The 23,840-nt window shown below is 65.9% G+C and carries 21 protein-coding genes; 11 read left to right on the forward strand and 10 right to left on the reverse strand.

Translation table 11 applies throughout. The annotated features are described in order from the left end of the window. Positions 1 to 31 precede the first annotated feature (31 nt). The 5 genes from gyrB to dnaA form a co-directional block, all read right to left on the reverse strand. Positions 32 to 2,467: a DNA topoisomerase (ATP-hydrolyzing) subunit B gene (gyrB, locus tag QX128_RS16600; protein WP_316215340.1), complete on the reverse strand. Its 2,436-nt coding sequence runs from the start codon at positions 2,465 to 2,467 to the stop codon at positions 32 to 34. 298 nt (positions 2,468 to 2,765) lie between these two features. Then, positions 2,766 to 3,902 carry a DNA replication/repair protein RecF gene (recF, locus tag QX128_RS16605; RefSeq protein ID WP_316179095.1) on the reverse strand — a complete coding sequence of 379 codons (1,137 nt, stop codon included), beginning with the start codon at positions 3,900 to 3,902 and terminating at the stop codon, positions 2,766 to 2,768. Between the two features lie 81 nt (positions 3,903 to 3,983). Beyond that, positions 3,984 to 4,352 (reverse strand): endonuclease domain-containing protein, encoded by a 369-nt coding sequence (locus QX128_RS16610; protein ID WP_316179097.1) that lies wholly within the window; start codon positions 4,350 to 4,352, stop codon positions 3,984 to 3,986. A gap of 97 nt (positions 4,353 to 4,449) precedes the next feature. Continuing rightward, positions 4,450 to 5,568 carry a DNA polymerase III subunit beta gene (gene dnaN / locus QX128_RS16615; protein ID WP_315803888.1) on the reverse strand — a complete coding sequence of 373 codons (1,119 nt, stop codon included), beginning with the start codon at positions 5,566 to 5,568 and terminating at the stop codon, positions 4,450 to 4,452. A 311-nt stretch (positions 5,569 to 5,879) separates the two neighbouring features. After that, complete coding sequence (dnaA, locus tag QX128_RS16620) at positions 5,880 to 7,319, reverse strand: chromosomal replication initiator protein DnaA (RefSeq protein WP_315803887.1); 1,440 nt, start codon at positions 7,317 to 7,319, stop codon at positions 5,880 to 5,882. Between the two features lie 496 nt (positions 7,320 to 7,815). Here dnaA and QX128_RS16625 point away from each other — a divergent pair, with 496 nt between their 5' ends. Further along, a complete protein-coding gene (locus QX128_RS16625; protein WP_315803886.1) occupies positions 7,816 to 8,136 on the forward strand; it encodes a hypothetical protein in 321 nt (106 codons plus the stop codon). Between the two features lie 501 nt (positions 8,137 to 8,637). Here the strand turns inward: QX128_RS16625 and rpsT are convergent. Then, positions 8,638 to 8,904, reverse strand: coding sequence for a 30S ribosomal protein S20 (gene rpsT, locus QX128_RS16630; RefSeq protein ID WP_012047584.1), 267 nt, complete (start codon positions 8,902 to 8,904; stop codon positions 8,638 to 8,640). Positions 8,905 to 9,261: 357 nt separating this feature from the next. On the opposite strand from rpsT, the gene QX128_RS16635 reads away from it, so the two are divergent. The 3 genes from QX128_RS16635 to QX128_RS16645 all read left to right on the forward strand — a co-directional run bounded on the left by QX128_RS16635 (position 9,262) and on the right by QX128_RS16645 (position 11,312). After that, positions 9,262 to 9,579 (forward strand): hypothetical protein, encoded by a 318-nt coding sequence (locus QX128_RS16635; protein WP_315715027.1) that lies wholly within the window; start codon positions 9,262 to 9,264, stop codon positions 9,577 to 9,579. 177 nt (positions 9,580 to 9,756) lie between these two features. Further along, positions 9,757 to 10,413, forward strand: a complete 657-nt coding sequence (gene msrA / locus QX128_RS16640) for a peptide-methionine (S)-S-oxide reductase MsrA (protein ID WP_316237979.1) — start codon at positions 9,757 to 9,759, stop codon at positions 10,411 to 10,413. Positions 10,414 to 10,595: 182 nt separating this feature from the next. Further along, positions 10,596 to 11,312, forward strand: coding sequence for a polysaccharide biosynthesis/export family protein (locus QX128_RS16645; protein ID WP_315803884.1), 717 nt, complete (start codon positions 10,596 to 10,598; stop codon positions 11,310 to 11,312). Positions 11,313 to 11,505: 193 nt separating this feature from the next. Here QX128_RS16645 and QX128_RS16650 read toward each other — a convergent pair whose 3' ends face one another. Both QX128_RS16650 and QX128_RS16655 read right to left on the reverse strand, forming a co-directional pair. Beyond that, entirely contained in the window at positions 11,506 to 12,177 is a 672-nt protein-coding gene (locus QX128_RS16650; RefSeq protein WP_315803883.1) for a dienelactone hydrolase family protein, read from the reverse strand. A gap of 32 nt (positions 12,178 to 12,209) precedes the next feature. Further along, positions 12,210 to 12,524, reverse strand: coding sequence for a hypothetical protein (locus QX128_RS16655; protein WP_409997958.1), 315 nt, complete (start codon positions 12,522 to 12,524; stop codon positions 12,210 to 12,212). 298 nt (positions 12,525 to 12,822) lie between these two features. On the opposite strand from QX128_RS16655, the gene QX128_RS16660 reads away from it, so the two are divergent. From QX128_RS16660 to QX128_RS16675, 4 genes are all read left to right on the forward strand, one after another. Continuing rightward, positions 12,823 to 13,311, forward strand: a complete 489-nt coding sequence (locus QX128_RS16660) for a (2Fe-2S)-binding protein (protein WP_315735504.1) — start codon at positions 12,823 to 12,825, stop codon at positions 13,309 to 13,311. Beyond that, a complete protein-coding gene (locus QX128_RS16665; RefSeq protein ID WP_316237980.1) occupies positions 13,308 to 15,590 on the forward strand; it encodes a xanthine dehydrogenase family protein molybdopterin-binding subunit in 2,283 nt (760 codons plus the stop codon). Before QX128_RS16660 ends, QX128_RS16665 begins: the two co-directional genes overlap by 4 nt. 218 nt (positions 15,591 to 15,808) lie before the next feature. Beyond that, positions 15,809 to 16,918 carry an HD-GYP domain-containing protein gene (locus tag QX128_RS16670; RefSeq protein ID WP_315803881.1) on the forward strand — a complete coding sequence of 370 codons (1,110 nt, stop codon included), beginning with the start codon at positions 15,809 to 15,811 and terminating at the stop codon, positions 16,916 to 16,918. A gap of 112 nt (positions 16,919 to 17,030) precedes the next feature. Further along, positions 17,031 to 18,332, forward strand: coding sequence for a cytochrome P450 (locus QX128_RS16675; protein ID WP_316237981.1), 1,302 nt, complete (start codon positions 17,031 to 17,033; stop codon positions 18,330 to 18,332). Positions 18,333 to 18,353: 21 nt separating this feature from the next. On the opposite strand, the gene QX128_RS16680 is transcribed toward QX128_RS16675, so the two are convergent. Next, complete coding sequence (locus QX128_RS16680; protein WP_316237982.1) at positions 18,354 to 19,928, reverse strand: AMP-binding protein; 1,575 nt, start codon at positions 19,926 to 19,928, stop codon at positions 18,354 to 18,356. 155 nt (positions 19,929 to 20,083) lie between these two features. Here QX128_RS16680 and QX128_RS16685 point away from each other — a divergent pair, with 155 nt between their 5' ends. Both QX128_RS16685 and QX128_RS16690 read left to right on the forward strand, forming a co-directional pair. Further along, positions 20,084 to 20,908 carry an RnfABCDGE type electron transport complex subunit D gene (locus QX128_RS16685; protein ID WP_316237983.1) on the forward strand — a complete coding sequence of 275 codons (825 nt, stop codon included), beginning with the start codon at positions 20,084 to 20,086 and terminating at the stop codon, positions 20,906 to 20,908. Next, positions 20,905 to 22,230 (forward strand): DUF2330 domain-containing protein, encoded by a 1,326-nt coding sequence (locus QX128_RS16690; RefSeq protein WP_316237984.1) that lies wholly within the window; start codon positions 20,905 to 20,907, stop codon positions 22,228 to 22,230. The genes QX128_RS16685 and QX128_RS16690 overlap by 4 nt, the downstream gene beginning before the upstream one ends. Before the next feature lie 18 nt (positions 22,231 to 22,248). Here the strand turns inward: QX128_RS16690 and QX128_RS16695 are convergent, their stop codons facing one another. After that, positions 22,249 to 22,659, reverse strand: coding sequence for a VOC family protein (locus QX128_RS16695; protein WP_316237985.1), 411 nt, complete (start codon positions 22,657 to 22,659; stop codon positions 22,249 to 22,251). A 123-nt stretch (positions 22,660 to 22,782) separates the two neighbouring features. Between QX128_RS16695 and QX128_RS16700 the strand changes: the two genes are divergently transcribed. After that, the gene (locus QX128_RS16700) at positions 22,783 to 23,757 is read left to right on the forward strand and encodes a tripartite tricarboxylate transporter substrate binding protein (RefSeq protein ID WP_316179112.1); all 975 of its coding nucleotides are present in this window, start codon (positions 22,783 to 22,785) and stop codon (positions 23,755 to 23,757) included. Positions 23,758 to 23,840: the final 83 nt, after the last annotated feature.

Below are 23,840 nucleotides of genomic sequence, written 5' to 3' on the forward strand. Positions count from 1 at the left end.
CCGGACGGCTGGAGCGTCCCGGCATCTGGGCCTACACGTCGACGTTCGCCGACAGCGAGTTGTCCTGGATGAATTCGCGGCGCGGCTCGACGACGTCGCCCATCAGCTTGGTGAAGATGTCGTCGGCCTCGTCGACCTCCTTGACCCTGACCTGCAGCAGCGTGCGGGCCTCGGTGTCGAGCGTGGTTTCCCAGAGCTGTTCCGGGTTCATCTCGCCCAGACCTTTGTAGCGCTGCTGGGTGACGCCCTTGCGGCCGGCATCGATGACGGATTCGAACAGATCGACCGGGCCGTGGATCACCGTCTGGACGTCGCCGCGGCGCAAGGTGCCGGGCTTGGCATAGGCCTCCTGCAGGCGGGCCGCATAGTCGTCGAGCTTGCGGGCATCCGCCGAGGCGAGCAGCGCGTCGTCGATGACGGCGACGTCCTTGACGCCGCGCACGGTGCGTTCGAAGGTGAAGCCCTGGCCCTCGAGGAAGTGACCGATCCAGCCGCGCTCGACCTCGTCGGCCAGCACGTCGAGCCGTTTCGCGATGTACTCGGCCGCGGCGTCCGCGGTCGCCAGGTCGCGGGTGATATCCGGCCGCAGCACGCCGGCGATCGCGGCCTGCTCGACGACCTTGCGATCGTAGCGGCTGTGCAGATTGCGCAGGATGTTGCGGACGATCCGCGCTTCCTCGACCAGCCCCAGCAGGTCGCGGCCCTTGCGCTCCTCGCCCTCGGCGGTCTTGAACACGCAGTCGTCGAGCCCGGTGCCGATCAGATAATCCTCCAGCGCGCGCTCGTCCTTCAGATACTGCTCGGACTTGCCGCGCATCACTTTGTAGAGCGGCGGCTGCGCGATGTAGAGATGGCCGCGGTCGATGATCTCGCGCATCTGCCGGTAGAAGAAGGTCAGCAGCAGCGTGCGGATGTGGGCGCCGTCGACGTCGGCGTCCGTCATCACGATGATCTTGTGATAGCGCAGCTTGTCGATCGAGAACTCGTCACTGATGCCGGTTCCGAGCGCGGTGATCAGCGTGCCGATCTGCTCGCTCGACAGCATCTTGTCGGGGCGCACGCGCTCGACATTGAGGATCTTGCCGCGCAGCGGCAGCACCGCCTGGAATTCGCGGTTGCGGCCCTGCTTGGCGCTGCCGCCGGCCGAGTCACCCTCGACGATGAACAGCTCGGACTTGGCCGGATCCTTCTCCTGGCAGTCGGCGAGCTTGCCGGGCAGCGAGGAGACGCTGAGCGGGCTCTTGCGGGTCAGCTCGCGCGCCTTGCGCGCGGCCTCGCGTGCCGCTGCGGCCTGGATCACCTTGCCGACGATGGTCTTGGCCTCGCCCGGATGCTCCTCGAACCAGGCGGCGAGCGCCTCGTTCAGAACGTTCTCGACCACGGGACGCACTTCCGAGGACACCAGCTTGTCCTTGGTCTGCGACGAGAACTTCGGATCTGGCACCTTCACGGAAAGAACGGCGGTGAGACCCTCGCGACAATCGTCGCCGGTCAGCGCGATCTTCTCCTTCTTCGCATTGGCCTCGGCATAGCCGTTGACCTGGCGCGTCAGCGCGCCGCGGAAGCCGGCGAGATGGGTGCCGCCGTCACGCTGCGGGATGTTGTTGGTGAAGCACAGCACGTTCTCATGATAGCTGTCGTTCCACCACAGCGCAGCTTCCACGGTGATGCCGTTGACCTCCGAGCGCACCATGATCGGCGCCGGAACGATCGCCTTCTTGTTGCGGTCGAGATATTTGACGAACTCCTCGACGCCGCCGTCGTAATGCATCTCCTCGCGCTTCTCGACCGCGTGGCGCATGTCGGAGAGCACGATGTTGACGCCGGAATTGAGAAAGGCGAGCTCGCGCAGGCGATGCTCGAGCGTCGCGTAGTCGTATTCGACGTTCTTGAAGGTCTCCGTCGAGGCCAGGAACGTCACCTCGGTGCCGCGCTTGCCCTTGGCCTCGCCGACCACCTTCAGCGGCGCAATCGCATCGCCATGGGCGAACTCGATGAGATGCTCCTTGTCGTCACGCCAGACGCGGAGCTGCAGCTTGCTCGACAGCGCGTTGACGACGGAGACGCCGACGCCGTGCAGTCCGCCGGACACCTTGTAGGAGTTCTGGTCGAATTTTCCGCCGGCGTGCAGCTGGGTCATGATGACCTCGGCCGCCGACACGCCTTCGCCCTTGTGGATGTCGACGGGAATGCCGCGGCCGTCGTCGCGCACGGTGACCGAATTGTCCGGATTGAGGATCACCTCCACCGCGGTGGCGTGGCCGGCCAGCGCCTCGTCGATCGCGTTGTCGACGACCTCGTAGACCATGTGGTGCAGGCCGGAACCGTCATCGGTGTCGCCGATATACATGCCCGGGCGCTTGCGCACCGCGTCCAGGCCCTTCAACACCCGGATCGATTCTGCGCCGTACTCGTTCGCGGTTGCAGGCTCGGTGTCGGCGATGGTTTGCCGGGCGGGTTCGGTCATGTGGGGCCTTCGGAAGGGTGGTCGAATCGGCATCGCAAACCGCATGCCGAGAGCGCTCTTTCTCTCACGAAAGAAGCCACGCGCCTAGCGCAAAGTGGCCCTTCGTAAGACATTGAAGAGATAGCGTTTTTTAACGGTTTTTCAAGGCCTGGCGAGGGTCGTTTTCGTCCCCTCCGAAAGCCGGATTCAGGCCATTCCCGCGGCTGGTTTTGAGGCGTGCGGCGGGGCGCTTTCGCGTGCGATTCAGGGCACGAGTCCGGTATGACCCCGGGGGGATCCCGACCAACGGCCGAAGGCGTTACCGCCGCGCGCTGATCCGTCCGGCCTCGACGTCGAAGATCTCGCCGAGCTCGCGTAGTTCGGCAAACGCCGCGGGATCGGCGCCGGTCAGCCATACCTGGGCACCGAGCGTGCCGAGCTCGGCGAACAAAGCGGTGCGGCGGCCGGGATCGAGATGGGCGACGATCTCGTCGAGCAGCAGCATCGGCACGATGCCGGTGGTCTCGGCGACCAGCGTCGCATGCGCGAGGATGAGGCCGATCAGCAGCGCTTTCTGCTCGCCGGTCGACGCGTCGCGCGCCGGCATGTTCTTCGGCGCGTAGACGACATGGAGATCAGTGAGATGCGGCCCGTCGAGCGTGCGGCCCGCCGCGGCATCGCGCGCGCGATTGTCGCGCAGCATCGCGCGGTAGCGGTCCTCGACGGCAAGCGCCGGCTCGCTCAGCAGCGCATTCTCCATCCAGCCGTCGAGCGCGATCTCGGCGGATGGGAACGCCGAGGCTTGTCCGCGCTGGCGCAGCATCGCAGCGAGCTTCACCGCGGTCTGGCCGCGGCTCGCGGCGACGGCGACCGCGAGCTCCGCAGTCTCGCGCTCGATCGCGCCACACCAGTGGTCGTCGAAATTGCGCACCTCGAGCAGCCGGTTGCGCGAGCGCAAGCTGCGCTCCAGCGCCGACACGCGGCTCGAATGCTCGCTGTCGATCGCGAGCACCAGGCGGTCGAAGAAGCGCCGCCGCTCCGAGGCCGCGCCCATGAACAGGCCGTCCATCGCAGGCGTCAGCCACACCATGCGGATGTGGTCGCCGAAGGCGGCTGCCGAGCCCACCGGCTCGCGGTCGATGCGGCAGCGCCTGGTGGTGCTGGCGTCGCTGCGCGGCGGCTCGATGCCGGTGCCGAAGGTCGTCAGCCCCAGCGCCCCCTCGACCTCCGCCGAGACCGCCCAGGAGCCGTCGCCCTGGTTGTCGGCGACATCCTCGAGTGTCGCGCGGCGCAGGCCGCGTCCCGGCGCGAAGAACGAGATCGCCTCCAGGCAATTGGTCTTGCCGGCGCCATTGGCGCCGACCAGCGCAACCATGTCCGCCTGCACGCTGACGCTGGCAGCGCGATAGCTGCGAAAATGCGTCAGCGCGAGACGGTGGATGCGGGAGGGGGTCATGGGAAATCTAGGCCACACATTCGAAATCCCCTCTCCCCTTGCGGGAGAGGGTGCCGCCGAAGGCGGCGGGTGAGGGGTATCTCACGGCTCGCTCAGCTTCGTGAGGATGTCCTCTTGAACGGCGGTCGAATTGTACAGCACGTCGTTGTTCCAATAGCGAACGATGCGAAATCCTGCAGCTTTCAAGATCGCGTCTCGCTCGGTGTCTTTCTCGTTGTCAGCATGCTGGCTGCCATCGATCTCGATGATCAGGCGCTTTTCGAAGCAAACGAAATCGAGGATGAATTGCTCTACGGGCGCCTGACGACGGAATTTGTATTTCTCAAACCTGCGATCACGTAGCAGTCGCCACATGGCCGCTTCGGATTCGGTCGGCTGACGTCGCATCGTCTTGGCGAAGCCGCGGATGCGTGTGGATGTCGTCCGATGGCTCGGTGATCGTGGAGGCATACCCCTCACCCGCCTCGCTTCGCTCGGCACCCTCTCCCGCAAGGGGAGAGGGGATTTTCGTCGTGTGGCTCGTCCCAAGCGTTGCGTGCAGCGCGCCTCACACCCGCATCGGCATCAGCACGTACAACGCATTCCTGTTGTCGCGGTCTTGGATCAGGGTCGGCGAGCCGGGATCGGCAAGCCGGAGCACGGCGACCTCGCCCTCGATCTGGGCGGCGATGTCGAGCAGATAGCGCGAGTTGAAGCCGATATCGAGGGCATCCGCGGCGTACTCGACCTCGAGCTCTTCGGTCGCGCTGCCGGAATCCGGATTGGTCACCGACAGCACCAGCTTGCCGGGCGCCAGCGCCAGCTTCACGGCGCGGCCGCGCTCGGAGGAGATGGTGGAGACGCGGTCGACGGCGGCGGCGAAATCGGCCTTGTCGACGACCAGCTCCTTGTCGTTGTTCTGCGGAATGACGCGGCCGTAATCCGGGAAGGTGCCGTCGATCAGCTTCGAGGTCAGCACCACTTGGCCGAGCGTGAAGCGGATCTTGCCCTGCGACAGCTCGATCCTGATCTCGCTGTCATTGTCCTCGATCAGCCGCTGCACCTCGCCGACGGTCTTGCGCGGCACGATCACGCCCGGCATCTCGGCGGCGCCGGCCGGCTGCGGCAGGTCGACCTGGGCGAGGCGGTGGCCGTCGGTGGCGACGGCGCGCAGCGTCGGCTGCTTGGCGGTGCCGCCGGCATGCAGATAGATGCCGTTGAGGTAGTAGCGCGTCTCCTCGGTCGAGATCGCGAACTGCGTGCGGTCGATCAGGCTCTTGATGTCCTTGGCCGGAACTCCGAAGGCGTGCGTCATTTCGCCCGCGGCGAGATCCGGGAAATCGCTCTCCGGCAGCGTCTGCAGGGTGAACTTGGAGCGGCCGGCGCGGATCGCGAGCACCGCGCGCTCGCCGTCGCTCTCCAGCACGATCTGCGAGCCGTCCGGCAGCTTGCGGACGATGTCGTAGAACATGTGCGCCGGAACTGTGGTCGAGCCCGCGGTGGCGGTCTCGGCGGCCAGGGTTTCCGTCACTTCGAGATCGAGGTCAGTTGCGCGCAGCGACAGCCGGGCGTTCTCGGCGCGGACCAGCACGTTACCCAGGATCGGGATGGTGTTGCGCCGCTCGACCACACGATGGACGTGGCCCAGCGACTTCAGGAGCTGCGCGCGTTCGACGGTCACCTTCATTGCACTTACCCGCCCGTTCCCAACTGATCTCGTCCTGGAATGCCGGCGGGCTAGAGCAGCGCCGCGGCCGATGGCACCTCGCGCCCGAACGGCGCTTGGCCAGCGTCCAGGAGCGTGAGGGGGAGGCGTAAAGTGGCGCGGATGAGGCTCAAGCGCAAGGGATGCGGAGCCGATTTCCCATGTTTCGGCAGGCTCTTCCGGGACCCGGAGGCAGGGGCCGAGCATGACGCCCGAGGGCAGCGTCGAGCCGCCGGGACAATGGCCCGGCTGGGGGCGAACCTTCTGTCCGCTCCCCTGGCCGTGCGTGCCCTCTAATCCTGCAGCTGGCGCTTCAGCGACTCGACTTCGTCGTTCAGCGTGACGTCCTTGCCGACCAGCGCCTCGATCTTGCGCACGGCGTGCAGCACGGTGGTGTGGTCGCGCCCGCCGAAGCGGCGGCCGATCTCGGGCAGCGAGCGCAGGGTCAGCGTCTTGGCGAGATACATCGCGACCTGGCGCGGGCGCACCACGTTGGCGGTGCGGCGCGACGACAACAGGTCGGAGCGGCTGACGTTGTACTGCCGCGCCACGACGCGCTGGATGTCCTCGATCTTGATCCGCTTCGGCTCCTGCGGGCGGACCAGGTCGCGCACCTCGCGCTCGGCCATGTCGAGCGTGACCGGCTGATTGTTGAGCTTGGAATGCGCCAGCAGGCGGTTGATCGCGCCTTCGAGATCACGGCCGTTATGGGTGATGGAGCGGGCGAGATAGTCGAGCACCGGCTCCGGCACGTCGAAGCTCGCATGATGGGCGCGGGCCGCCGCGACGCGCGACTTGAGAATGCCGAGGCGGAGATCCTCGCCCAAAGTTGCCATCTCGACGACGAGGCCGCCGGCAAGCCGCGAGCGGACGCGATCATCGAGGCTTTCGAGGTCGGACGGCGGCCGGTCGGCTGCGATCACCACCTGGCGCCCCGCGTCGATCAGCGCATTCAGCGTATGGCAGAACTCCGCCTGGGTGGATTTGCCCTGCAGGAACTGCAGGTCGTCGATCACCAGCACGTCGATGCCGCGCAGTGCTTCCTTGAACGCCAGCGCGGTCTGCGATTTCAGCGCCGCGACGAAGCCGTACATGAACTTCTCGGCGGTGAGGTACAGCACCTTGCGCTCGCCGCCGGCGTTGCCGGCCCAGGTGACGGCCTGGAGCAGGTGCGTCTTGCCCAGCCCGACACCGGCATGGATGTAGAGCGGGTTGAACATCACGGGATCGCCGCGGCGACCGTCGGCGACCTGGCGCGCCGCCGCATGGGCCAGCGTGTTGGCGCGGCCGACGACGAAGCTGGCGAAGGTCAGCCGCGGATCGAGCGGCGAGCCGCCGAGCGCATCATGGCTCGTGGCGAGCGAAGCCGCAGCCGACGCCGTTCGCGTGTCGGCGCTGGTCGCCGGCTTGGCGTCGCTGCGCTCGGCGCGGCGGGCTTCGACGGCGACGGGGGCTTCCTTGACCGGCGTCGCGCAGCGCATCGCGGTGCGAACGGACAGATCGATACGGTGCACCTCCGGCATCTCGGCCTGCCAGCACGACAACACGCGCTCGGCGTAGTGCGCCTGGATCCAGCTCTTCAGGAAACGCGTCGGCACCGACAGATGAACGCTTTCGTCCTGGACGGCTTCGAGGTCCATCCGCGCAAACCAGCTCGTATAGACATCCTCGCCGACGGTCGAGCGCAGCCGACCCTTCACGCGAGACCAGCGTTCCTGTTCCGAATTTGTCATGGCAGTCGCAACTTTTCGAATTGAGTGGTGGTGTCGTGTGATCGCCGGGCAGGCGTCCCGTGGAAGGACGCGTCTCCCGCAGCGAGACCTCGAGCGGAGGCTCAACTCCAGACATGGCTTGCCGTTCGGCGCGAGCGCCGTTGGGCTGATCAATGCTGGTGAAGAAAACTACTCCGCGAGGTCAGCGCATACTCGGACGAGCGGGAGGGCCGATGGCCGTGCTGGCGATGGCTGTGCTGGTCGTACCGGTCACTTCAGTGCCGACCGCCAAAGTGCCGACCGCCAAGGGTGCGTGATCCGGAACCAGCTTATGGTGTGTGCCCGCAATTTGTCCGTAAAGCATGCAACCTCCCCGCCCTGCCGTGATTGCTCACGGCAAGTTGTCATCCCAATGCCGCCGCGTCCGAACCCCAAGATTCAGCCGCACCGCCGTACATCCCGTCCAACTTGTCCACTCGGTGAGCGAAGCCGCCACGAGCTCCGGCCGGGTCGACCGATGTCGTATTTCTCTTGTTCAAAGCGGCGCAACGATGATGCTGCGCCCGAGAAATTTCGACAAAGTTCGGTCGTTCCCCATATTGCTATGGGTACAGATCCGGCCATCGCTTTGGAAAGCGTCGCCAACGCGCACACCGCCGCCGATTTGCACGTCCGCCCCGTTTCTAAAACCGCGCTGGTCTCAAGATCGTGGGCGCCGCGAGTGATTAAAGAAATACACGATGCGTCGGGACTCGCAATCCATAAGATCGGAGCACGCGTGACGAGTCTTCGCAGCGGTTGCGACGCGGTGTTGCGCGTTAAGAAAGCAACGTTTTGAATCATCGCGAGGAATCTCGGATGTGACAAACAACATCGTCTGCCCAAAATTTCTTCATAATTTTTTTATGTTTCGACCGGCCTCACCCGCTTTTCCAATCACTTGGTCGCGCTATGCGCTTAAGTCATTTTCGAGACGATGTTTTTCGCGATTGCCGGACGCGGGTAACTCCCGCGATGCGCGGTGCGTGACGTGAACGACGCGCCGCGCTCACTTGACATCGCTGCGCAAGCGCGACGCGCAGAGTCTTCGCTGTTTCAGGTGAGACAATATTGTCACCGCGTAAAACTACGGAACGTCACGTAGGACTACGGAACAATGTCAGGCGCGTATGACGTCGCGCATCCTCCAACACGCGCAGATCGCATTCGCGACGCGATATCGCCATCAAATAGAAGGCGCGGCGAGGAACGAATGTGCTCCGGCGCAATGCGCAAAAAGAAAAGCCCGGCGCGAGCCGGGCTGTTTGCATCTTGATAGTTCGCCAGTGGCGCGGTCGCGTTACTTCGCGAGCTTGGCGATCTGATGCGTGAGGCGCGACACTTTGCGGCTCGCGTTGTTCTTGTGAATGATGTTGCGCTGCGCGGCGCGCATCAGCTGCGGCTCGGCGTTGGCCATCGCCTTCAGCGCAGCCTCGCGGTCGCCCTTCTTGATCGCGTCCTCGACGGAGCGAACGGCGCCGCGCATCTGGGTGCGGCGCGACTTGTTGATGATGGTGCGGCGGGCAATCTTGCGCGTCGCTTTCTTCGCGGAGGTCGTGTTGGCCATGCTCTCAAATATCCTTCGGCGGCGAGCAGTCGCCGCTCTTGCGGGTACGCGCGCGGCCCGCTTGACGCGGCCCCATCGACGCGGTGGGTTGTTCGGACGCCTCTCTGAGAATGCCATGACCGGAGCGGATGCTCGGCGGATCGGCGCTGCTCAAAGAACAGCGGCGGCGGGATTGCGCCCACCGCCAATGGCGACCTTATAGGGGCAGGCCTGCCGAGCGTCAACGGTCTCGGAGCGCCCGCGGCGGCCGGAATCGACCAAAACCCGGTTCTAAGCCCCTGACGAGGTTGAATTTCTGCGGGGGCCCCGCTATGGCCTTGCTGCCCGCAAGGGCGTGCGAGAGAGGGCAGGTGAGGCATGATCCGCGGTTTTTTCCGTCTGGTAGGGCTGTTGCTGCTGGCCGGAAGCTTCATCTTCCTGGTCTATGACGGCGCGCGCTGGGTGGCCGACCAGACCCTGCAGTTCACCCGTTTCGGCCAGCTCTGGAACGACGTCCACCAGGCGAGCCAGGCCGCCTTCAAGGCCTGGATCGAGGCCAAGGCCCCGTTCTTGTGGGAGTGGATCGTCAAGGTGTTTTTGGACCAGCCGGTGTTTGCGGTGCTTGGACTGCTTGGAATCCTGCTGATGCTGCTGTTCCGGCCGCGCAAGCCGCTGATCGGCTATGGACGCGACTGAGCGCGGCGGTTCGTCTCGCTGCGCCGGCAGCTGTATGCTGGCAGCATGCCGCGGGAACCGCTGGCGCGGCGTAACAGCGCTACTGCTGGACCCGTAGAGCCCTATATATTCCCCCTGAGGAGAGGTCATCGCGCCGTGGGCCGTCCCGCGGGCGCTGGCCATGAGCGGAGACATCCCATGTTCTTCATGCGCAAAGCCCCTGTCATGCCGTCTGCCGCCGAGGCGCTGCCCGGCCGCACTCAGCCGATCCCGACCGCCGCCACGCATTTCGTCAACGGTCGCCGCCTGTTGCCGCCCTATCCCGACGGCCTCGCGCAGGCCGTGTTCGGGCTCGGCTGCTTCTGGGGCGCGGAGCGCAAGTTCTGGCAGCTCGGCGACGGCATCCACGTCACCGCCGTCGGCTATGCCGGCGGCCATACGCCGAACCCGACCTACGAGGAGGTGTGCTCGGGGCAGACGGCGCACACGGAGGTCGTGCTGGTGGTGTTCGATCCCAAGGTCATGTCCTACGAGCGGCTCCTGAAGACGTTCTGGGAGAGCCATGACCCGACCCAGGGCATGCGCCAGGGCAACGACGTCGGCACGCAATATCGCTCGGCGATTTACACGTTCAGCGATGCGCAGCGCGAGGCCGCCGAGGCGTCGAAGACGGCCTATGAGTCGGCGCTGCGTGCCAAGAGGCTCGGCGCGATCACGACCGAGATTGCTCCGGCGGGGCCATTCTATTTCGCCGAGGATTATCATCAGCAGTACCTCGCGAAGAATCCGGCCGGCTATTGCGGCCTCGGCGGCACCGGGGTCGCGTGCCCGATCGGTGTCGGCGTGAGCGCCTAGGCCAGCCGCGCGCTGGATCGCGCCGAATATTCTCGGGTCCCTCTCCCACGCGGTGGGAGGGGGATTTTTTTCGAACCGCCTTCACCGCGGCGCGCTTGCGGATGCACGGACTGCACGCGCCAACGGTTTGTTAACCTTAACCGCGCATGACTAACGCACATCCTCATTCAAGGATTGTTCGAGTGCGCGCGTTGTTTGTTCCGGTCATTGCCGTCCTGTCCGCGATCCTGTTGTCGGGCTGCATGCAGACGATCTCCCCCGTCGCTGCCGTCCAGCCGCAGAGCGATCTCGACGCGATGGCCTATGGAACGCCTTCCTCCGGCCCGGTTGCCGCCACCGGGCAGGGCGGGGCGATCCCGGCGCTGCGCAACTCGTTCGCTGCCGCCACTCGCGCGGGCGCCTATGTCGTTCCCGCCGGCTACGTGCCGGCGCGGCGCGACTCCGCCTATCATCTCGACGCCGGCGATAAGCTGCGCGTCGTCGTCTACGGCCAGGAGGGCCTGACCAACACCTATGCGATCGACGCGTCCGGATCGATCACGATGCCGCTGATCGGCAGCGTGCCGGCGCGTGGCCGCACCACCGCCGGCCTCGCCGCCGAGATCACCGCCAAGCTCCGCAACGGCTACATCCGCGAGCCATCGGTGGCGGTCGAGATCGAGGCCTATCGCCCGTTCTTCATCCTCGGCGAGGTGCAGGCGCCCGGCCAATACCCTTACGTGCCCAACATGACGGTGGAGAGCGCAATCGCGATCGCCGGCGGCTTCTCGCCTCGGGCGCGGCGCGACATCGTCACCCTGACGCATACCGATGCGTCCGGAGTCGCGCGCTACGAGGTTCCGCTCGGGACCTCGCTCAAGCCGGGAGATACGATCCAGGTCGGCGAGCGCTGGTTCTGATATCAGCACGTCTCGCCCGGCTACAGGGATACATTGCCGCCGAGTGGCGCGCTGCTCCATCCGCCGTCATTGCGAGCCAACGGGTCCGCGCACATGCGCGGCCCGATGACAGGCTCCGCGAAGCAATCCAGAGCGTCACGCGCGACTCTGGATTGCTTCGTCGCTTCGCTCCTCGCAATGACGGTGGTGAGGTTCAGCGCAAATGCGTTCCGAGGAACGCGAGGCTACGGGTCCACGCCAGATCCGCGCTCGGCTTGTCGTAGCTCGCACGCTCGTCGCAGCCGAAGCCGTGCTGTGCGCCGGGATAGACGAAGATCTCGACGTCCGGCCGCTTGGCCTTGATGGTCTCGACGTCGGTCAGGGGGATGCCCGCGTCCTTCTCGCCGAAATGGAGCTGGGTCGGCACCGTCGGCTTGTCGTCGGCGAAGCGGACGATGGCGCCGCCGTAATAGCCGACCGCGGCCTTCAGCCCGGTGAGCTTGGTCGCAGCCGCATAGGCGATGCTGCCGCCGAGGCAGAAACCGATGATGCCGACCGGCCCGACATTCCTCACGCCGTCGATTGCGGCCTGGGTGTCGCGCAAAAAGGCCGCCCAATCCGGATTGGCGACGAACTTGCGCGCGACCGCGATCTCGTCAGGCGAATAGCCCGAGGTGAAGCCGGGCTCGACGCGGTCGAAGATCGCCGGCGCGATGGCAACGTAACCTTCGGCGGCGAGGCGGTCGCAGACGTTACGGATGTGATGGTTGACACCGAAGATCTCCTGGATGACGACCAGCGCGCCCTTTGCAGTTCCCGTCGGATCGACGCGATAGGCGCCGAGCTGGAACCCGTCCGATGCCGTCAGCTTGATGTCCTGTCCCACGTTATGTCCTCTTTGCGGTCGTCAGGCGCCTGTCAGCGCCACATCCAGTTGGTGCCGTAGTCCTCTTTCCAGCCTGTCAGCCGTCCCCTGCGGAATTTCAGGTAGAGGCGGTGATGGTGCGGGACCAGTCCGCTGCCGCCGAGATTGCGCAGTGCCAGAAAGGTCTCGTTGCCGGGCGTGCCGTTCAGATAGATCAACGGCTGCTCCAGCACGCGCGATGTCTCGCCGACATCCATGCCGAAGGCAAGCGGCGTGACATTGAATAACGTCGCTGTGAAAGGCGCGTCAGCGACGCCGGGCGTCTGCCCTGCCGCAGCAGGGGTTACGGCCGACAGGCTCGGCAGCATGGCCGCAGCCAGGCACCGCGTCATGCGTATGGATGGTCTCATGGGCTGAAATCTCTTCTCGCTGTCGGCGTTGGCTGCATCTCTTCTTAGCGTGCGCGGCGTCACGAGCCCAGCATCGTTCGCGCTGCACAACGCAAATGCCGTTTCATTTCGCAAGCCGGCGCTCAAATCCCGTTGCGTCGCCGTGGCAACGCGATCATTCTTATGATGGCTGGCATCTATCCGGTGGGTTCCAGCGAATCGATAAAACCGAACTTCGCCGTAAGCGAAGTCGCACGCCGGGCGGGGAAGAAACCACATGCCCAATCTCACCATCAACGGGCGGACCATGTCCGTCGACGCGGCGCACGATACGCCGCTGCTATGGGTCATCCGCGAGCAGTTGCAGATGACCGGCACCAAGTTCGGCTGCGGCGCCGGGCTGTGCGGCGCCTGCACCGTGCATGTCAACGGCGAGGCCGTGCGCTCGTGCCAGACCATGGTCGGCGACGTCGCGAACAAGAAGATCACCACCATCGAGGGGCTGTCGCAGAAGGGCGATCATCCCCTGCAGAAGGCGTGGATCGCCGAGCAGGTGCCGCAATGCGGCTACTGCCAGTCCGGCCAGATCATGCAGGCGGCCTCGCTGCTCGCCAAGACCACGAGCCCGACCAAGGAGGAGATCGTCGCACATATGGACGGCAATCTCTGCCGCTGCATGACCTATTCGCGGATCCAGAAGGCGATCCAGCGCGCCGCGTCCGAGATGCGCACCGCGTCGAACACCAGCGACCGGAGGGCGACATGAACCAGCACGTGAAAGCAGCGCCTTCGATGGCCCCCGATCTCAGCCGCCGCTCGTTCCTGGTCGGCATCGCCGCGACCGGCCTCGTGCTCGGTTATGCCGGCCTCGCCGACAGCGCACTCGCCGCCGCGGCGCCTGCAAACTTCGAGCCCAGCGTGTGGTACGCGATTGCGCCGGACGGCATCGTGACCGTGACCTGCGGCAAGGCCGACATGGGCCAGCACATTGCGTCCACCATGGCGCAGATCGTTTGCGAGGAGCTCGGCGCCGCCTGGAAGGACATGCGGGTCCAGCTCGCCTCCAACGATCCGAAGTTCAACGATCCCGTGCTCGGCGCCCAGATCACCGGCGGCAGCTGGAGCACGATGATGAACTTCGATGCCATGAGCCGCGCCGGCGCAGCCGGCCGCATCGCGCTCACCGAGGCGGCTGCGACCGCGATGGGCGTGCCGGCCAAGGAGCTGGTCGTGCGCGACAGCGTCGTGATGCATCCGAAGTCCAAGAAGCAGATGAGCTATGCCGAGATCGTCAAGAGCGGCAAGATCACCAAGAGCTTCACGCCTGACGAATTGAAGGCGCTGACGCTCAAGACGCCCGATCAGTACACCATGATCGGCGTCTCGGTGCCGCAGCTCGACATTCCTTCCAAGACCAACGGCACGGCGAAATACGGCATCGATACGATGCTGCCGGGCATGGTCTACGGCAAGGTCGTCACGCCGCCGGTGCGCTTCGGCGCCACGGTCACGGCGGTCGACGATTCCGAGGCCAAGAAGGTGCCGGGCTTCATCAAGGCGGTGACGCTCGACGACAAGACCGGTTCGACCTCGGGCTGGGTGGTGGCGGTCGCCAACACCTATGCCAACGCCAGGAAGGCGGCGGACGCGCTCAAGATCAGCTACGACAAAGGCCCCTACGCCAATGTCAGCACCGACACCATCATCACCGAGGCGATGCGGCTGCAGGCGCAGGACGATGCCGGGCAGTTCTTCGTCAAGGATGGCGATCCCATTGCAGCGATGTCGGGCGCGGCCAAGGTGCTGGAGGCGGAGTACACCACCAGCATCAACATCCATGCGCCGCTGGAGCCGATGAACGCGACCGCCGAGTTCAAGGGCGACATCCTGCACATCTACTCCGGCAATCAGTTCGCGACCCGTTCCGGCGCGATCGCGGCGGGTGCTGCCGGGATCGATCCGAAATATGTCGTGATGCACCAGGCCTGGCTCGGCGGCGGCTTCGGCCGCAGGCTCGACGCCGACATGATGGTGCCGGCGGTGCAGGCGGCCAAGGCCGTGGGCAAGCCGGTCAAGGTGATCTACTCCCGCGAGAACGACATGACGATGGACTACTCGCGGCCGCTCACCTACCAGAAGGTCAAGGCCGGGCTCGACAGCAACGGCAAGCTGATCGCGCTCAGCCACGACGTCGTCTCGGCGTGGCCGACGGCGCGCTGGGGCATCCCGGACTTCCTGTCGCCCTCGGTCGACAAGAAGGGCCCGCTGGACTCGTTCACGGTCAACGGCGCCGACTTCTTCTACACCGTGCCCAACCACCATGTGCGCGCGATCAAGAACGAGCTCGCGCACAATGCGACGCCGTCCGGGCAATTGCGCTCGGTGGCGCCGGGTTGGACGTTCTGGGCGGTCGAGAGCATGATCGACGAGATCGCGGTGGCCTCGGGACAGGACCCGGCGCAGTTCCGCATCGCGCTGCTCGACGGCAAGGGCAAGAACGACGGCGGCGCACAGCGGCTGCGTAACACGCTGCTGGCGGCGATGGGCCTGTCCGGCTACGGCGCGAAGAAGCTGCCGAAGGGCGAGGGCATGGGCGTGTCCTGCGTGTCGTCGCAGGAGCGGGCGACCGCGAGCTGGACGGCGTGCGTCGCCCATGTCGCGGTGGCTGACGACGGCGCGGTCACGGTGAAGAAGCTCACCGTGGCGACCGACGTCGGCACCCAGGTGCATCCCGACAACATCCGCGCCCAGGTCGAGGGCGCGGCGCTGTGGGGGCTGTCGCTGGCGATGTACGAGAAGGCGACGTTGAAGGACGGCGGCATCGAGCAGACCAACTTCGACAGCTACACGCCGCTGCGCATGAGCCAGGTGCCGGAGGTCGCGATCGCCGTCATCGCCAATGGCGAGAAGGCGACCGGCGTCGGCGAGCCCGCGGTGACCGTGGTCGCGCCGGCGCTCGGCAACGCCATCTACAACGCCTGCGGCGCGCGGCTGCGCTCGCTGCCGATCACGTCGGCGGCGGTCAAGGCGGCGATGAAGGCCTAGCGTCGTCGCGCGGCCAGCGCCGTATCTGGGAACCGCCGGAGCCAGTCTCCGGCGGTTGCTTTTTGCGCTGCGGTCAGGTCTCCGCGCCGGACGATTTGACCAATTCCCTTAACCTCTCGCTCACCTGAAACGATACAGCTTGAATGATCGGCTTAAGCCGCGACGAACCCGTATCCCGGTAACTTGCATGAGCAGCAAACCGCAGGGGGCGAGCCCGTATGAGCGCGACAGCCAAGCAGACCGTGACCCAGACCGCGAACAGGCGCCATCTCCTGCTCGCGTCGGATCGCGGTGACCAGAGCAGCGAGCTGGCGCGCATCCTGCGCTCGGTCGGCGACGTCGACATGATGCCGACCACCGAAATCCCCGAGAACCCCGGCAACCGCTTCTCCGGCGTGATCGTCGACATCAACCTGCGCTCGCCGGAGAGCGTGCAGCGGGTGCGCAAGAAGCTGTCGTCGCGCGCCTATAGCGAGGTGCCCCGGCTGTTCGTGCTGGCCGAGGCGCTGCACCACGCCACCATGCAGGCGTGGGCGCTGGGCGCCACCGACACCATCGCGCGGCCGTTCAGCCCCGCCGATGTGCTGCAGCGCATCCGCTCGGCGCTCCCCGCCGACGACGGCTATGACGAGACTGATCGCGGCAAGCTGCTCAATCGCGGCGTCGAGGCCGCGCAGGCCATCATGGTCAAGATCTTCGAGAAGCTGCCCACCGGCGCGCATCTGACGATGGAGGACATCGTCGCGGCCGAGAACAAGATCCTGAAGGCGATCAAGCACTCGTCCTTGCGCGAATGGATGACCGTGGTCGGCTGTCACCACAACGACACCTACCGGCATTGCCTGTTCGTGACCGGGCTTGCGGTCGGCTTCTCGATTCATCTGGGCATGCGCGACGACGATCAGCGCCGGCTGGTCCGCGCGGCGCTGCTGCACGACGTCGGCAAGGCGTTTATTCCGGTCGCGATCCTCGACAAGCAGGGCAAGCTGACGGCGGAGGAGATCGCGCTGCTGCGCCAGCATCCGCGCCGCGGCTACGAGGCGCTGTGGCGGCAGGGCGGCTTCCCGCCGGAGATGCTCGACGTCATCCTGCATCACCACGAGTTCCTCGACGGCTCCGGATACCCTGACGGGCTGCACAACGAGCAGATCAGCGACATCGTGCGCCTCACCACGATCGTCGACATCTACGCCGCGCTGATCGAGCACCGCGCCTATCGGCCGGCCTTCACCCATGCCCGTGCGTTCCAGATCATGGAGAACATGGGCCCGAAGCTCGACCAGCAACTGCTGCAGGCGTTTCGCCCGGTCGCGATGGGCGCGCATTGACGCGATCGCCTGAGAGCGCATCCATCGCCCGGCGGTAGCTGCTCGACGCAAGTGCATCTCTGCGGAGGCGCACTATCCTACCCGCCAATCGATGAAAGGCGGGAGGAGCAGCATGGGCGCAGCCGAACAGGCCGGCGAGGTCATTCCCGGGCCCATCGCCGCCGCGCTGGTCGATCCGGCCTGCTACGCCGACCACCGCATCCATGATGCCTATCGCTGGCTGCGCGCCAACAACCCGCTCGGGCGGGCCGAGCTCGATGCGTTCGATCCGTTCTGGGTGGTGACGCGGCACGCTGACATTCTCGCCATCAGCCGTCAGAACGATCTGTTCCACAATGCCGACCGTGCGACCACGCTGACCAACAAGGCGGTGCTGGAGCGCGTTCACAAGATCACCGGCCAGCCCAATCTCGTGCGTTCGCTGGTGCAGATGGATGCGCCGGACCATCCGAAATATCGCGCGCTGACGCAGGGCTGGTTCATGCCGGCCAACATCGCCAAATTCGAGCCGCGCATTCGCCAGATCGCGCGTGCGACCGTCGACCGCATGGCGGCGAAGGCCGCGGCCAATGGCGGCGTCTGCGATTTCGTCGCGGACGTCGCGCTCGGCTATCCGCTGCATGTGATCATGGAGATCCTCGGCGTGCCGGAAGAAGATGAGCCGCGCATGCTCAAGCTGACGCAGGAGCTGTTCGGCCCGCAGGATCCGGACACCGCGCGGGTGCGCGAGGCGCTGTCGGCGGAGGTGTTCGCGGCCATGCTGCAGGCCGTGGTCGCGGATTTCGCCGCCTACTTCCAGCGCATCACCGACGACCGCAGGGCCAATCCGCGCGACGATCTCGCCACCGTCATCGCCCATGCCAGGATCAACGGCGAGGACATGCCGCTGCATGACCGCACCAGCTACTACATGATCGTTGCGACCGCAGGCCACGACACGACGTCGTCGTCGACCGCCGGCGCGATCTGGGCGCTGGCGGAAGACCCCGAACAATTCGCGCGCGTCAAGGCCGATCCCGCGCTAATCCCCGGACTTGTCGACGAGGCGATCCGCTGGATGACGCCGGTCAAGCACTTCATGCGCAGCGCCACCGCCGACACCGAGCTCGGCGGTCGCCATATCGCGAAGGGCGACTGGCTCATGCTGTGCTACGCGTCAGGCAATCGCGACGAAGCCGTGTTCGACGAGCCCGACACGTTCCGTTGCAACCGCAAGCCGAACCGGCACGTCGCCTTCGGCTATGGCGCGCATCTCTGCCTCGGCCAGCATCTCGCCAGGCTCGAGATGCGCATCCTGTTCGAGGAGTTGCTGCCGCGCCTCGCGTCGCTGTCGCCGGCGGGCCCGGTGAAGATGACGCAGGCGACTTTCGTCAACGGGCCGAAGAAGCTGCCGATCCGCGTGGAGATGTCTTGAGGTCGAGCCGCTCGATCCTCCTCAATCCAGCAGCTTGCGCAGCTCGGCCTTTGCGACCTTCTCCAGGGTCGAGCGCGGCATCTCGTCGACGAGCTTCACCTCGCGCGGCACCTTGAAGTCGGCGAGGCCGGCGCGGCAGGCGGCCAGCACCTTCCCGGGAAGTTCGTCGCGCGCGATCCCGGGCTGCGGGATCACGAATGCGACCGGCACCTCGTCCAGCATCGGATGCTTCCTGGCGACGACGGCGGTCTCGCGCACGCCGGGCACGGTGATGATCACCTGCTCGATCTCGGACGCCGCGACGTTCTCGCCGCCGACCTTGAGCATGTCCTTGGTGCGATCGCCGAACTTGATGAAGCCGTCGGCCAGGCGCGTGACGCGGTCGCCGGTGAGGAAGAAGCCGTCGGCATCGTAGCTCGTGCGGGTCGCTTCGGCGTTGTAGAGATACTCGGCGAACAACGACAGGCCGGGCACGCCCTTGATGGCGAGGTTGCCGGTGGCGCCGACCTCGGTGGGCCGGCCGTCATCGTCGGTGATGCGGATGGTGTATTCCGGTGCGGCCCGGCCGATCGACATCGGCGCGTTGGGCTGGTCGATCTCGCCGACGATGCCGTGGGTGATGGTCTCGGTCATGCCCCACCAGCCGATGATCTTGATGCCGAACCTGGCAAACGCAGGCGGCTCGGATACCGCCGTGCCCCACAGCCGGAACTTGTGATGCTTCGGCACCTCCTGGTCGAGCAGCGCCTTCATGCAGAACGGGATGGTCGAGGTCCAGGTGCAGCCATGCTCGAGCGCGACGCTCCAGAAGCGGCTCGCGGAGAAGCGCGGCTGGATCACGCAGGTCGCGCCGACCCAGAGCGTGGCCAGCATCGAATAGGCCAGCGCGTTGGTGTGGAACAGCGGCAGATAGGTCTGGTGCACGTCGCCTTGATGAAGGTCCTCGTGCACGGCATTGACCTTGGCGCCCCATAGCGCGTTGGCATGCGTCCACAGCACCGCCTTCGGCCGCGACGTCGTGCCCGAGGTGTATTGCACGCTGCAAGGCGCCAGCGGGTCGGCCGGCCGCCGCGGCCGGTCGGCACTGTCGGCAAACAGCGCTTCGAAGCGCTGGCCGCGTCCGACGGCCGGCGCCTCCGCCTGACCGGGATCGTGCGAGATCACGGCCATCCACTTGAGACCGCGGCAATGCGCTGCGATCATCTCGGCATAGGCCGGCTGGGTGATCGCCGCCACCGCGCGACAGTGCTCGGCGAAGTAGCTCATTTCGGCGGCTGCCGAGCGCGTGTTGGTCGTGACGGCGAGTGCGCCGAGTTCGACACAGGCGAACCAGGCGAGCATCGCCTCGACGCAATTGTCGAGATGGATCAGCACGGCATCGCCAGGCCGGACGCCGCGCTTGACCAGCCCTGCGGCCAAGGCGCCGACACGGTCGTGAAAGGCGCCATAGGTCCAGCGGCGCGCCGGCGCATCGAACGGCGCGGAGATCAGGAACGGATGGTCGCGCCGGGTCTCGCTGCGCAGCTTCAACAGCCAGGGCGCGTCCATGCCGTCGAACGGCGTCACCGTGCCCGCTGCCATCGTCGTTCCGTTCATCTTCGCTCCCGCCATTCTTGAGTACGGCCTGTCTCCGGCCGCTTCGTTCTTGTCGTCATCTTTTGCCACCTCGCGCCGCCGCGATCAAATCGGGATTGAACCCGTCTCCGTCTGCGGGCGACCAATGGCGCGGCAAGACACGCCCGGAGGTTTGCATGCAGGCCGAGCCACGACCATGGCGGCTGCCCGATGCGCGCTATTTCCAGATCGCGGCATTGGCGACGCTGCTGGCGATCAATTTCGCCGCGATCGATTTCGGCGCGCGTCCCGCAGCGAGCGTGATCGCGGTCACCATGGCGCTGCTCACGCAGGTGGCCTGCTGCCGCATCGCCGGCGTGCCGCTCGATCTCAAATCGCCGCTGATCACCGGCCTCTCGCTCAGCCTGCTGTTGCGCGCCGATGCGCTGTGGCTGCATGCGGCGGCGGCCATGATCGCGATCGGCTCCAAATTCGTGCTGCGCATCGACGGCAAGCACATGTTCAACCCGGCCGGGCTCGCGATCGTGGGGCTGCTGCTCGGCTCCAAGAGCGTGTGGATCTCGCCGGGCCAATGGGGTACGGAGATCTGGTTCGCGAGCCTCGCCGGCTTCTTCGCGATCCTCGTGCTCAGTGCGTCACGCCGGGTGGATGTCGCGCTGTATTTCTTCGCAAGTCACGCCGCGCTCCTGCTGCTGCGCGCCGCCTGGCTCGGCGATCCCCTGGCGATTCCGCTGCATCAGCTGCAGAGCGGCTCGCTGCTGATCTTCACCTTCTTCATGATCTCCGACCCGCGCACCTCGCCGGACTCGCGCGTCGGCCGGCTGCTGTTCGCGCTGAGCGTTGCGGTCGCGGCGCACTACCTCACCTTCGCCCTGCAGATGCGGCCGGCGCTCTATGTGGCGCTGATCGCGCTGTCGCCGCTGACGCTGCTGCTCGATCGGCTCGTCCCTGAGACCCGCTTTTCCTGGCGTTCATCCGTTCCCGAAGGAGTGTCGACATGACCCCGCGTGACAACAAGCTCTTCCGCACCGGCGTCGCGGCCACCGCGATCCTGGCCAACGCGGCGATGGCGCCGGCGAATGCCTTCTGCGGCTTCTATGTCGCCCAGGCGGATGCAAAACTGTTCAACCAGTCGTCGAAGGTCGTGCTGGCCCGCGACGGCGAGCAGACCGCGATCACGATGGCCAGCGACTTCGAGGGCGACGTGAAGGAGTTCGCGGTCGTCGTTCCCGTGCCGACCTTCATCGAGCGCAAGCAGATCGGCGTGGTCGAGCCGAAGACGATCGATCATCTCGACAAATACACCGCGCCGCGGCTGGTCGAATATCATGATGCCGACCCTTGCGCGCCGGTCGTCGTTGCGGCGCGGGCCATGTCCGCGGCGCCAATGATGGCAGGCGCCGTCTACGAGATGGCCCGGCGGAACTATGGCGTCACCGTCGAGGCCAGCTACGACGTCGCCGAATACGACGTGCTGATCCTGTCGGCGCAGGAGAGCGACGGTCTGACCCGCTGGCTGACCGACAACGACTATCGCATCCCGCAAGGCGCGGAGTCCGTGCTCGGCAGCTACATCAGGCAGGGCATGCGGTTCTTCGTCGCCAAGGTCAATGTCGAGCGGATGAAGGGACTGGGGAACGGCCAGCTCCGGCCCCTGCAGGTACGCTACCGGAGCGCCAAGTTCATGGTGCCGCTGCGGCTCGGCACGGTCAATGCCAGGGGACCGCAGGACCTCATCATCTATGCCCTGACGAGGAGCGGCCGCATCGAGGCGGCCAATTATCGCACGGTGAAGATCCCATCCGATATCGATGTCCCGCTCTATGTGAAGGACGAGTTCGGGCCGTTCTACAAGGCGCTGTTCGAGCGCGCCGTCGCGCGTGAGAACATGCAGGCGGTGTTCGTCGAATATGCCTGGGACATGGGATGGTGCGACCCCTGCGCCGCCGATCCGATGAGCAACAGGGAGCTGGTCGAGCTCGGCGCGCGCTGGATCGGCAGCGACGATGACGCCTCGTTCCGCACCACGCGCCGTGGCGGCTCCGATGCCTACGCGACCCGGCTGCACGTGCGCTACGATGCCAAGACGTTCCCCGAGGACATCGTGTTCATCGAGACCAAGGACCGCAGCAATTTCCAGGGCCGCTATGTCCAGCACCACCCCTGGCGGGGCGAGGCGTCCTGTCCAGCGGCGAAGACCTACCAGGACAATCTCGCCGCACGCTTCGCCAGGGAGGCGACGGATCTCGCGCAACTGACCGGATGGTCGCGCAGCGAGATCGCCGCCAAAATGGAGAAGAGCGGCGAGACCGCGAGGCAATGACCTCGGCGTGGCCCCGGCTCAATCCTGATACGACGAGATCTCGATCAGGCTGCCGTCGGGGTCGCGGCAATACACCGAGCGCAGGGTGCCGCGCGCGCCCTGCTTGGCGACCGGGCCTTCCTCGATGGCGACGCCGAGCGCCCTGAGATGCGCCACAACCTCGTTGGGGGTGCTGGTGGTGAGGAAGCAGAGGTCGTCGCTGCCGGCCACGACGTGGTCGGCCGTGAACCAGTCGACCTTGTCCGCGTCCTTCGGTCGCACGTTGATCTTCTGGTTCCCGAACAGCAGCGACGTGCGCCTCGCCTTGCCTTGTCCGGGATCAAACACCTGGACCGTCATGCCCAGCACTGCTTGATACCACGCCGTCGTGCGCTCGACGTCGGCGACATTGATGACCAGATGATCGAGCGCATCGACCTTGACCGGCATGGGCTCTTCCCTCCTGATGGGACATCGATCTCGCCGCCATCGCGGCACTCTGTTACAATCGATGTTACAATAGATCCTGGCGGCTCGTTGACCGCCGCCCAACGATAATGCCTGAGGAAACGCATGATTTCACGTCGTACCGCGCTTGGTCTGATCGCCTCCGCCGTCCCGTCCATCGCTGCTGTTCGCAACGCCTCCGCGGCCGACTATCCCACCCGTCCCGTCCGCTTCGTGGTGGGGTATCCTCCGGGCGGCGCGACCGACATCCTGGCGCGGCTGATCGGCCAGCGGCTGTCCGAGACGCTCGGTCAGCAGTTCATCGTCGAGAACAAGCCGGGAGCCGGCAACAATATCGGCACCGATGCCGTGGTGAACGCGGCGGCGGACGGCTACACCGTGTTGCTGGTCAATCCGGCCAACTACATCAATGCCAGCCTCTACACCAATCTCAAATTCAACTTCGTCCGCGATATCGCGCCGGTGGCCTCGTTCAACCGCGTCCCCAACGTGATGACCGTCAACAAGGACATCGAGGCCAAGACCGTCGCCGAGTTCATCGCCTATCTCAAGGCGAACCCCGGCAAGGTGAACATGGCCTCGTCCGGCAACGGCACCTCGGTGCATCTGTCGGGCGAGATGTTCATGGCGATGACCGGAACCAAGATGCAGCACGTGCCCTATCGCGGCGCGGCGCCGGCGATCACCGACATGCTCGGCGGCCAGGTGCAGGTCATCTTCGACAACATGCCCTCCATCATCCAGCATATCCGCTCCGGCTCGTTGCGGGCGCTCGGCGTCACCACCCAGCAGCGCTCAACGCAATTGCCGGACGTCCAGGCCGTCGCCGAGACCGTACCCGGTTACGAGGCGAGCGCGCTGTTCGGTATCGGCGCGCCGAAGAACACGCCGAAGGAGATCATCGAGAAGCTCAACAAGCAGGTCAACACCATCCTGGCCGAGCCCGAGATCAAGACCCGTCTCGTCGATCTCGGCGGCGAGCCGCTGATCCAGTCGCCGGAGCAGTTCGGCGCCCAGATCGTCGCCGAGACCGAGAAGTGGAAGAAGGTCGTCGAGTTCGCCGGCCTGAAGGTCGAATGAGACGAGTAGGCGACGCCGCGATCGCCGGGCCGCGCGCCGCGGCAGGTCTTCGATGAGGCGCCAGCCCGCCAGACGGGTGTCGA

Source organism: Bradyrhizobium sp. SZCCHNR1015 (genome assembly GCF_032489875.1).
In the GTDB taxonomy this organism is placed as follows: Bacteria; Pseudomonadota; Alphaproteobacteria; order Rhizobiales; family Xanthobacteraceae; genus Bradyrhizobium.

Coding starts and splice junctions, on each gene's coding strand:
- QX128_RS16695 (WP_316237985.1), bottom strand. CDS start 22,659: ATGCCGGTCAAGGTCGATGCGCTCGATCATCTGGTCATCAATGTCGCC.
- dnaN (WP_315803888.1), bottom strand. CDS start 5,568: ATGAAGGTGACCGTCGAACGCGCGCAGCTCCTGAAGTCGCTGGGCCAC.
- QX128_RS16700 (WP_316179112.1), top strand. CDS start 22,783: ATGATTTCACGTCGTACCGCGCTTGGTCTGATCGCCTCCGCCGTCCCG.
- QX128_RS16635 (WP_315715027.1), top strand. CDS start 9,262: ATGATCCGCGGTTTTTTCCGTCTGGTAGGGCTGTTGCTGCTGGCCGGA.
- QX128_RS16680 (WP_316237982.1), bottom strand. CDS start 19,928: ATGAACGGAACGACGATGGCAGCGGGCACGGTGACGCCGTTCGACGGC.
- QX128_RS16675 (WP_316237981.1), top strand. CDS start 17,031: ATGGGCGCAGCCGAACAGGCCGGCGAGGTCATTCCCGGGCCCATCGCC.
- dnaA (WP_315803887.1), bottom strand. CDS start 7,319: ATGACAAATTCGGAACAGGAACGCTGGTCTCGCGTGAAGGGTCGGCTG.
- QX128_RS16625 (WP_315803886.1), top strand. CDS start 7,816: ATGTCGTATTTCTCTTGTTCAAAGCGGCGCAACGATGATGCTGCGCCC.
- QX128_RS16610 (WP_316179097.1), bottom strand. CDS start 4,352: ATGCCTCCACGATCACCGAGCCATCGGACGACATCCACACGCATCCGC.
- recF (WP_316179095.1), bottom strand. CDS start 3,902: ATGACCCCCTCCCGCATCCACCGTCTCGCGCTGACGCATTTTCGCAGC.
- gyrB (WP_316215340.1), bottom strand. CDS start 2,467: ATGACCGAACCCGCCCGGCAAACCATCGCCGACACCGAGCCTGCAACC.
- msrA (WP_316237979.1), top strand. CDS start 9,757: ATGTTCTTCATGCGCAAAGCCCCTGTCATGCCGTCTGCCGCCGAGGCG.
- QX128_RS16655 (WP_409997958.1), bottom strand. CDS start 12,524: ATGCTGCCGAGCCTGTCGGCCGTAACCCCTGCTGCGGCAGGGCAGACG.
- QX128_RS16670 (WP_315803881.1), top strand. CDS start 15,809: ATGAGCGCGACAGCCAAGCAGACCGTGACCCAGACCGCGAACAGGCGC.
- rpsT (WP_012047584.1), bottom strand. CDS start 8,904: ATGGCCAACACGACCTCCGCGAAGAAAGCGACGCGCAAGATTGCCCGC.
- QX128_RS16690 (WP_316237984.1), top strand. CDS start 20,905: ATGACCCCGCGTGACAACAAGCTCTTCCGCACCGGCGTCGCGGCCACC.
- QX128_RS16660 (WP_315735504.1), top strand. CDS start 12,823: ATGCCCAATCTCACCATCAACGGGCGGACCATGTCCGTCGACGCGGCG.
- QX128_RS16665 (WP_316237980.1), top strand. CDS start 13,308: ATGAACCAGCACGTGAAAGCAGCGCCTTCGATGGCCCCCGATCTCAGC.
- QX128_RS16685 (WP_316237983.1), top strand. CDS start 20,084: ATGCAGGCCGAGCCACGACCATGGCGGCTGCCCGATGCGCGCTATTTC.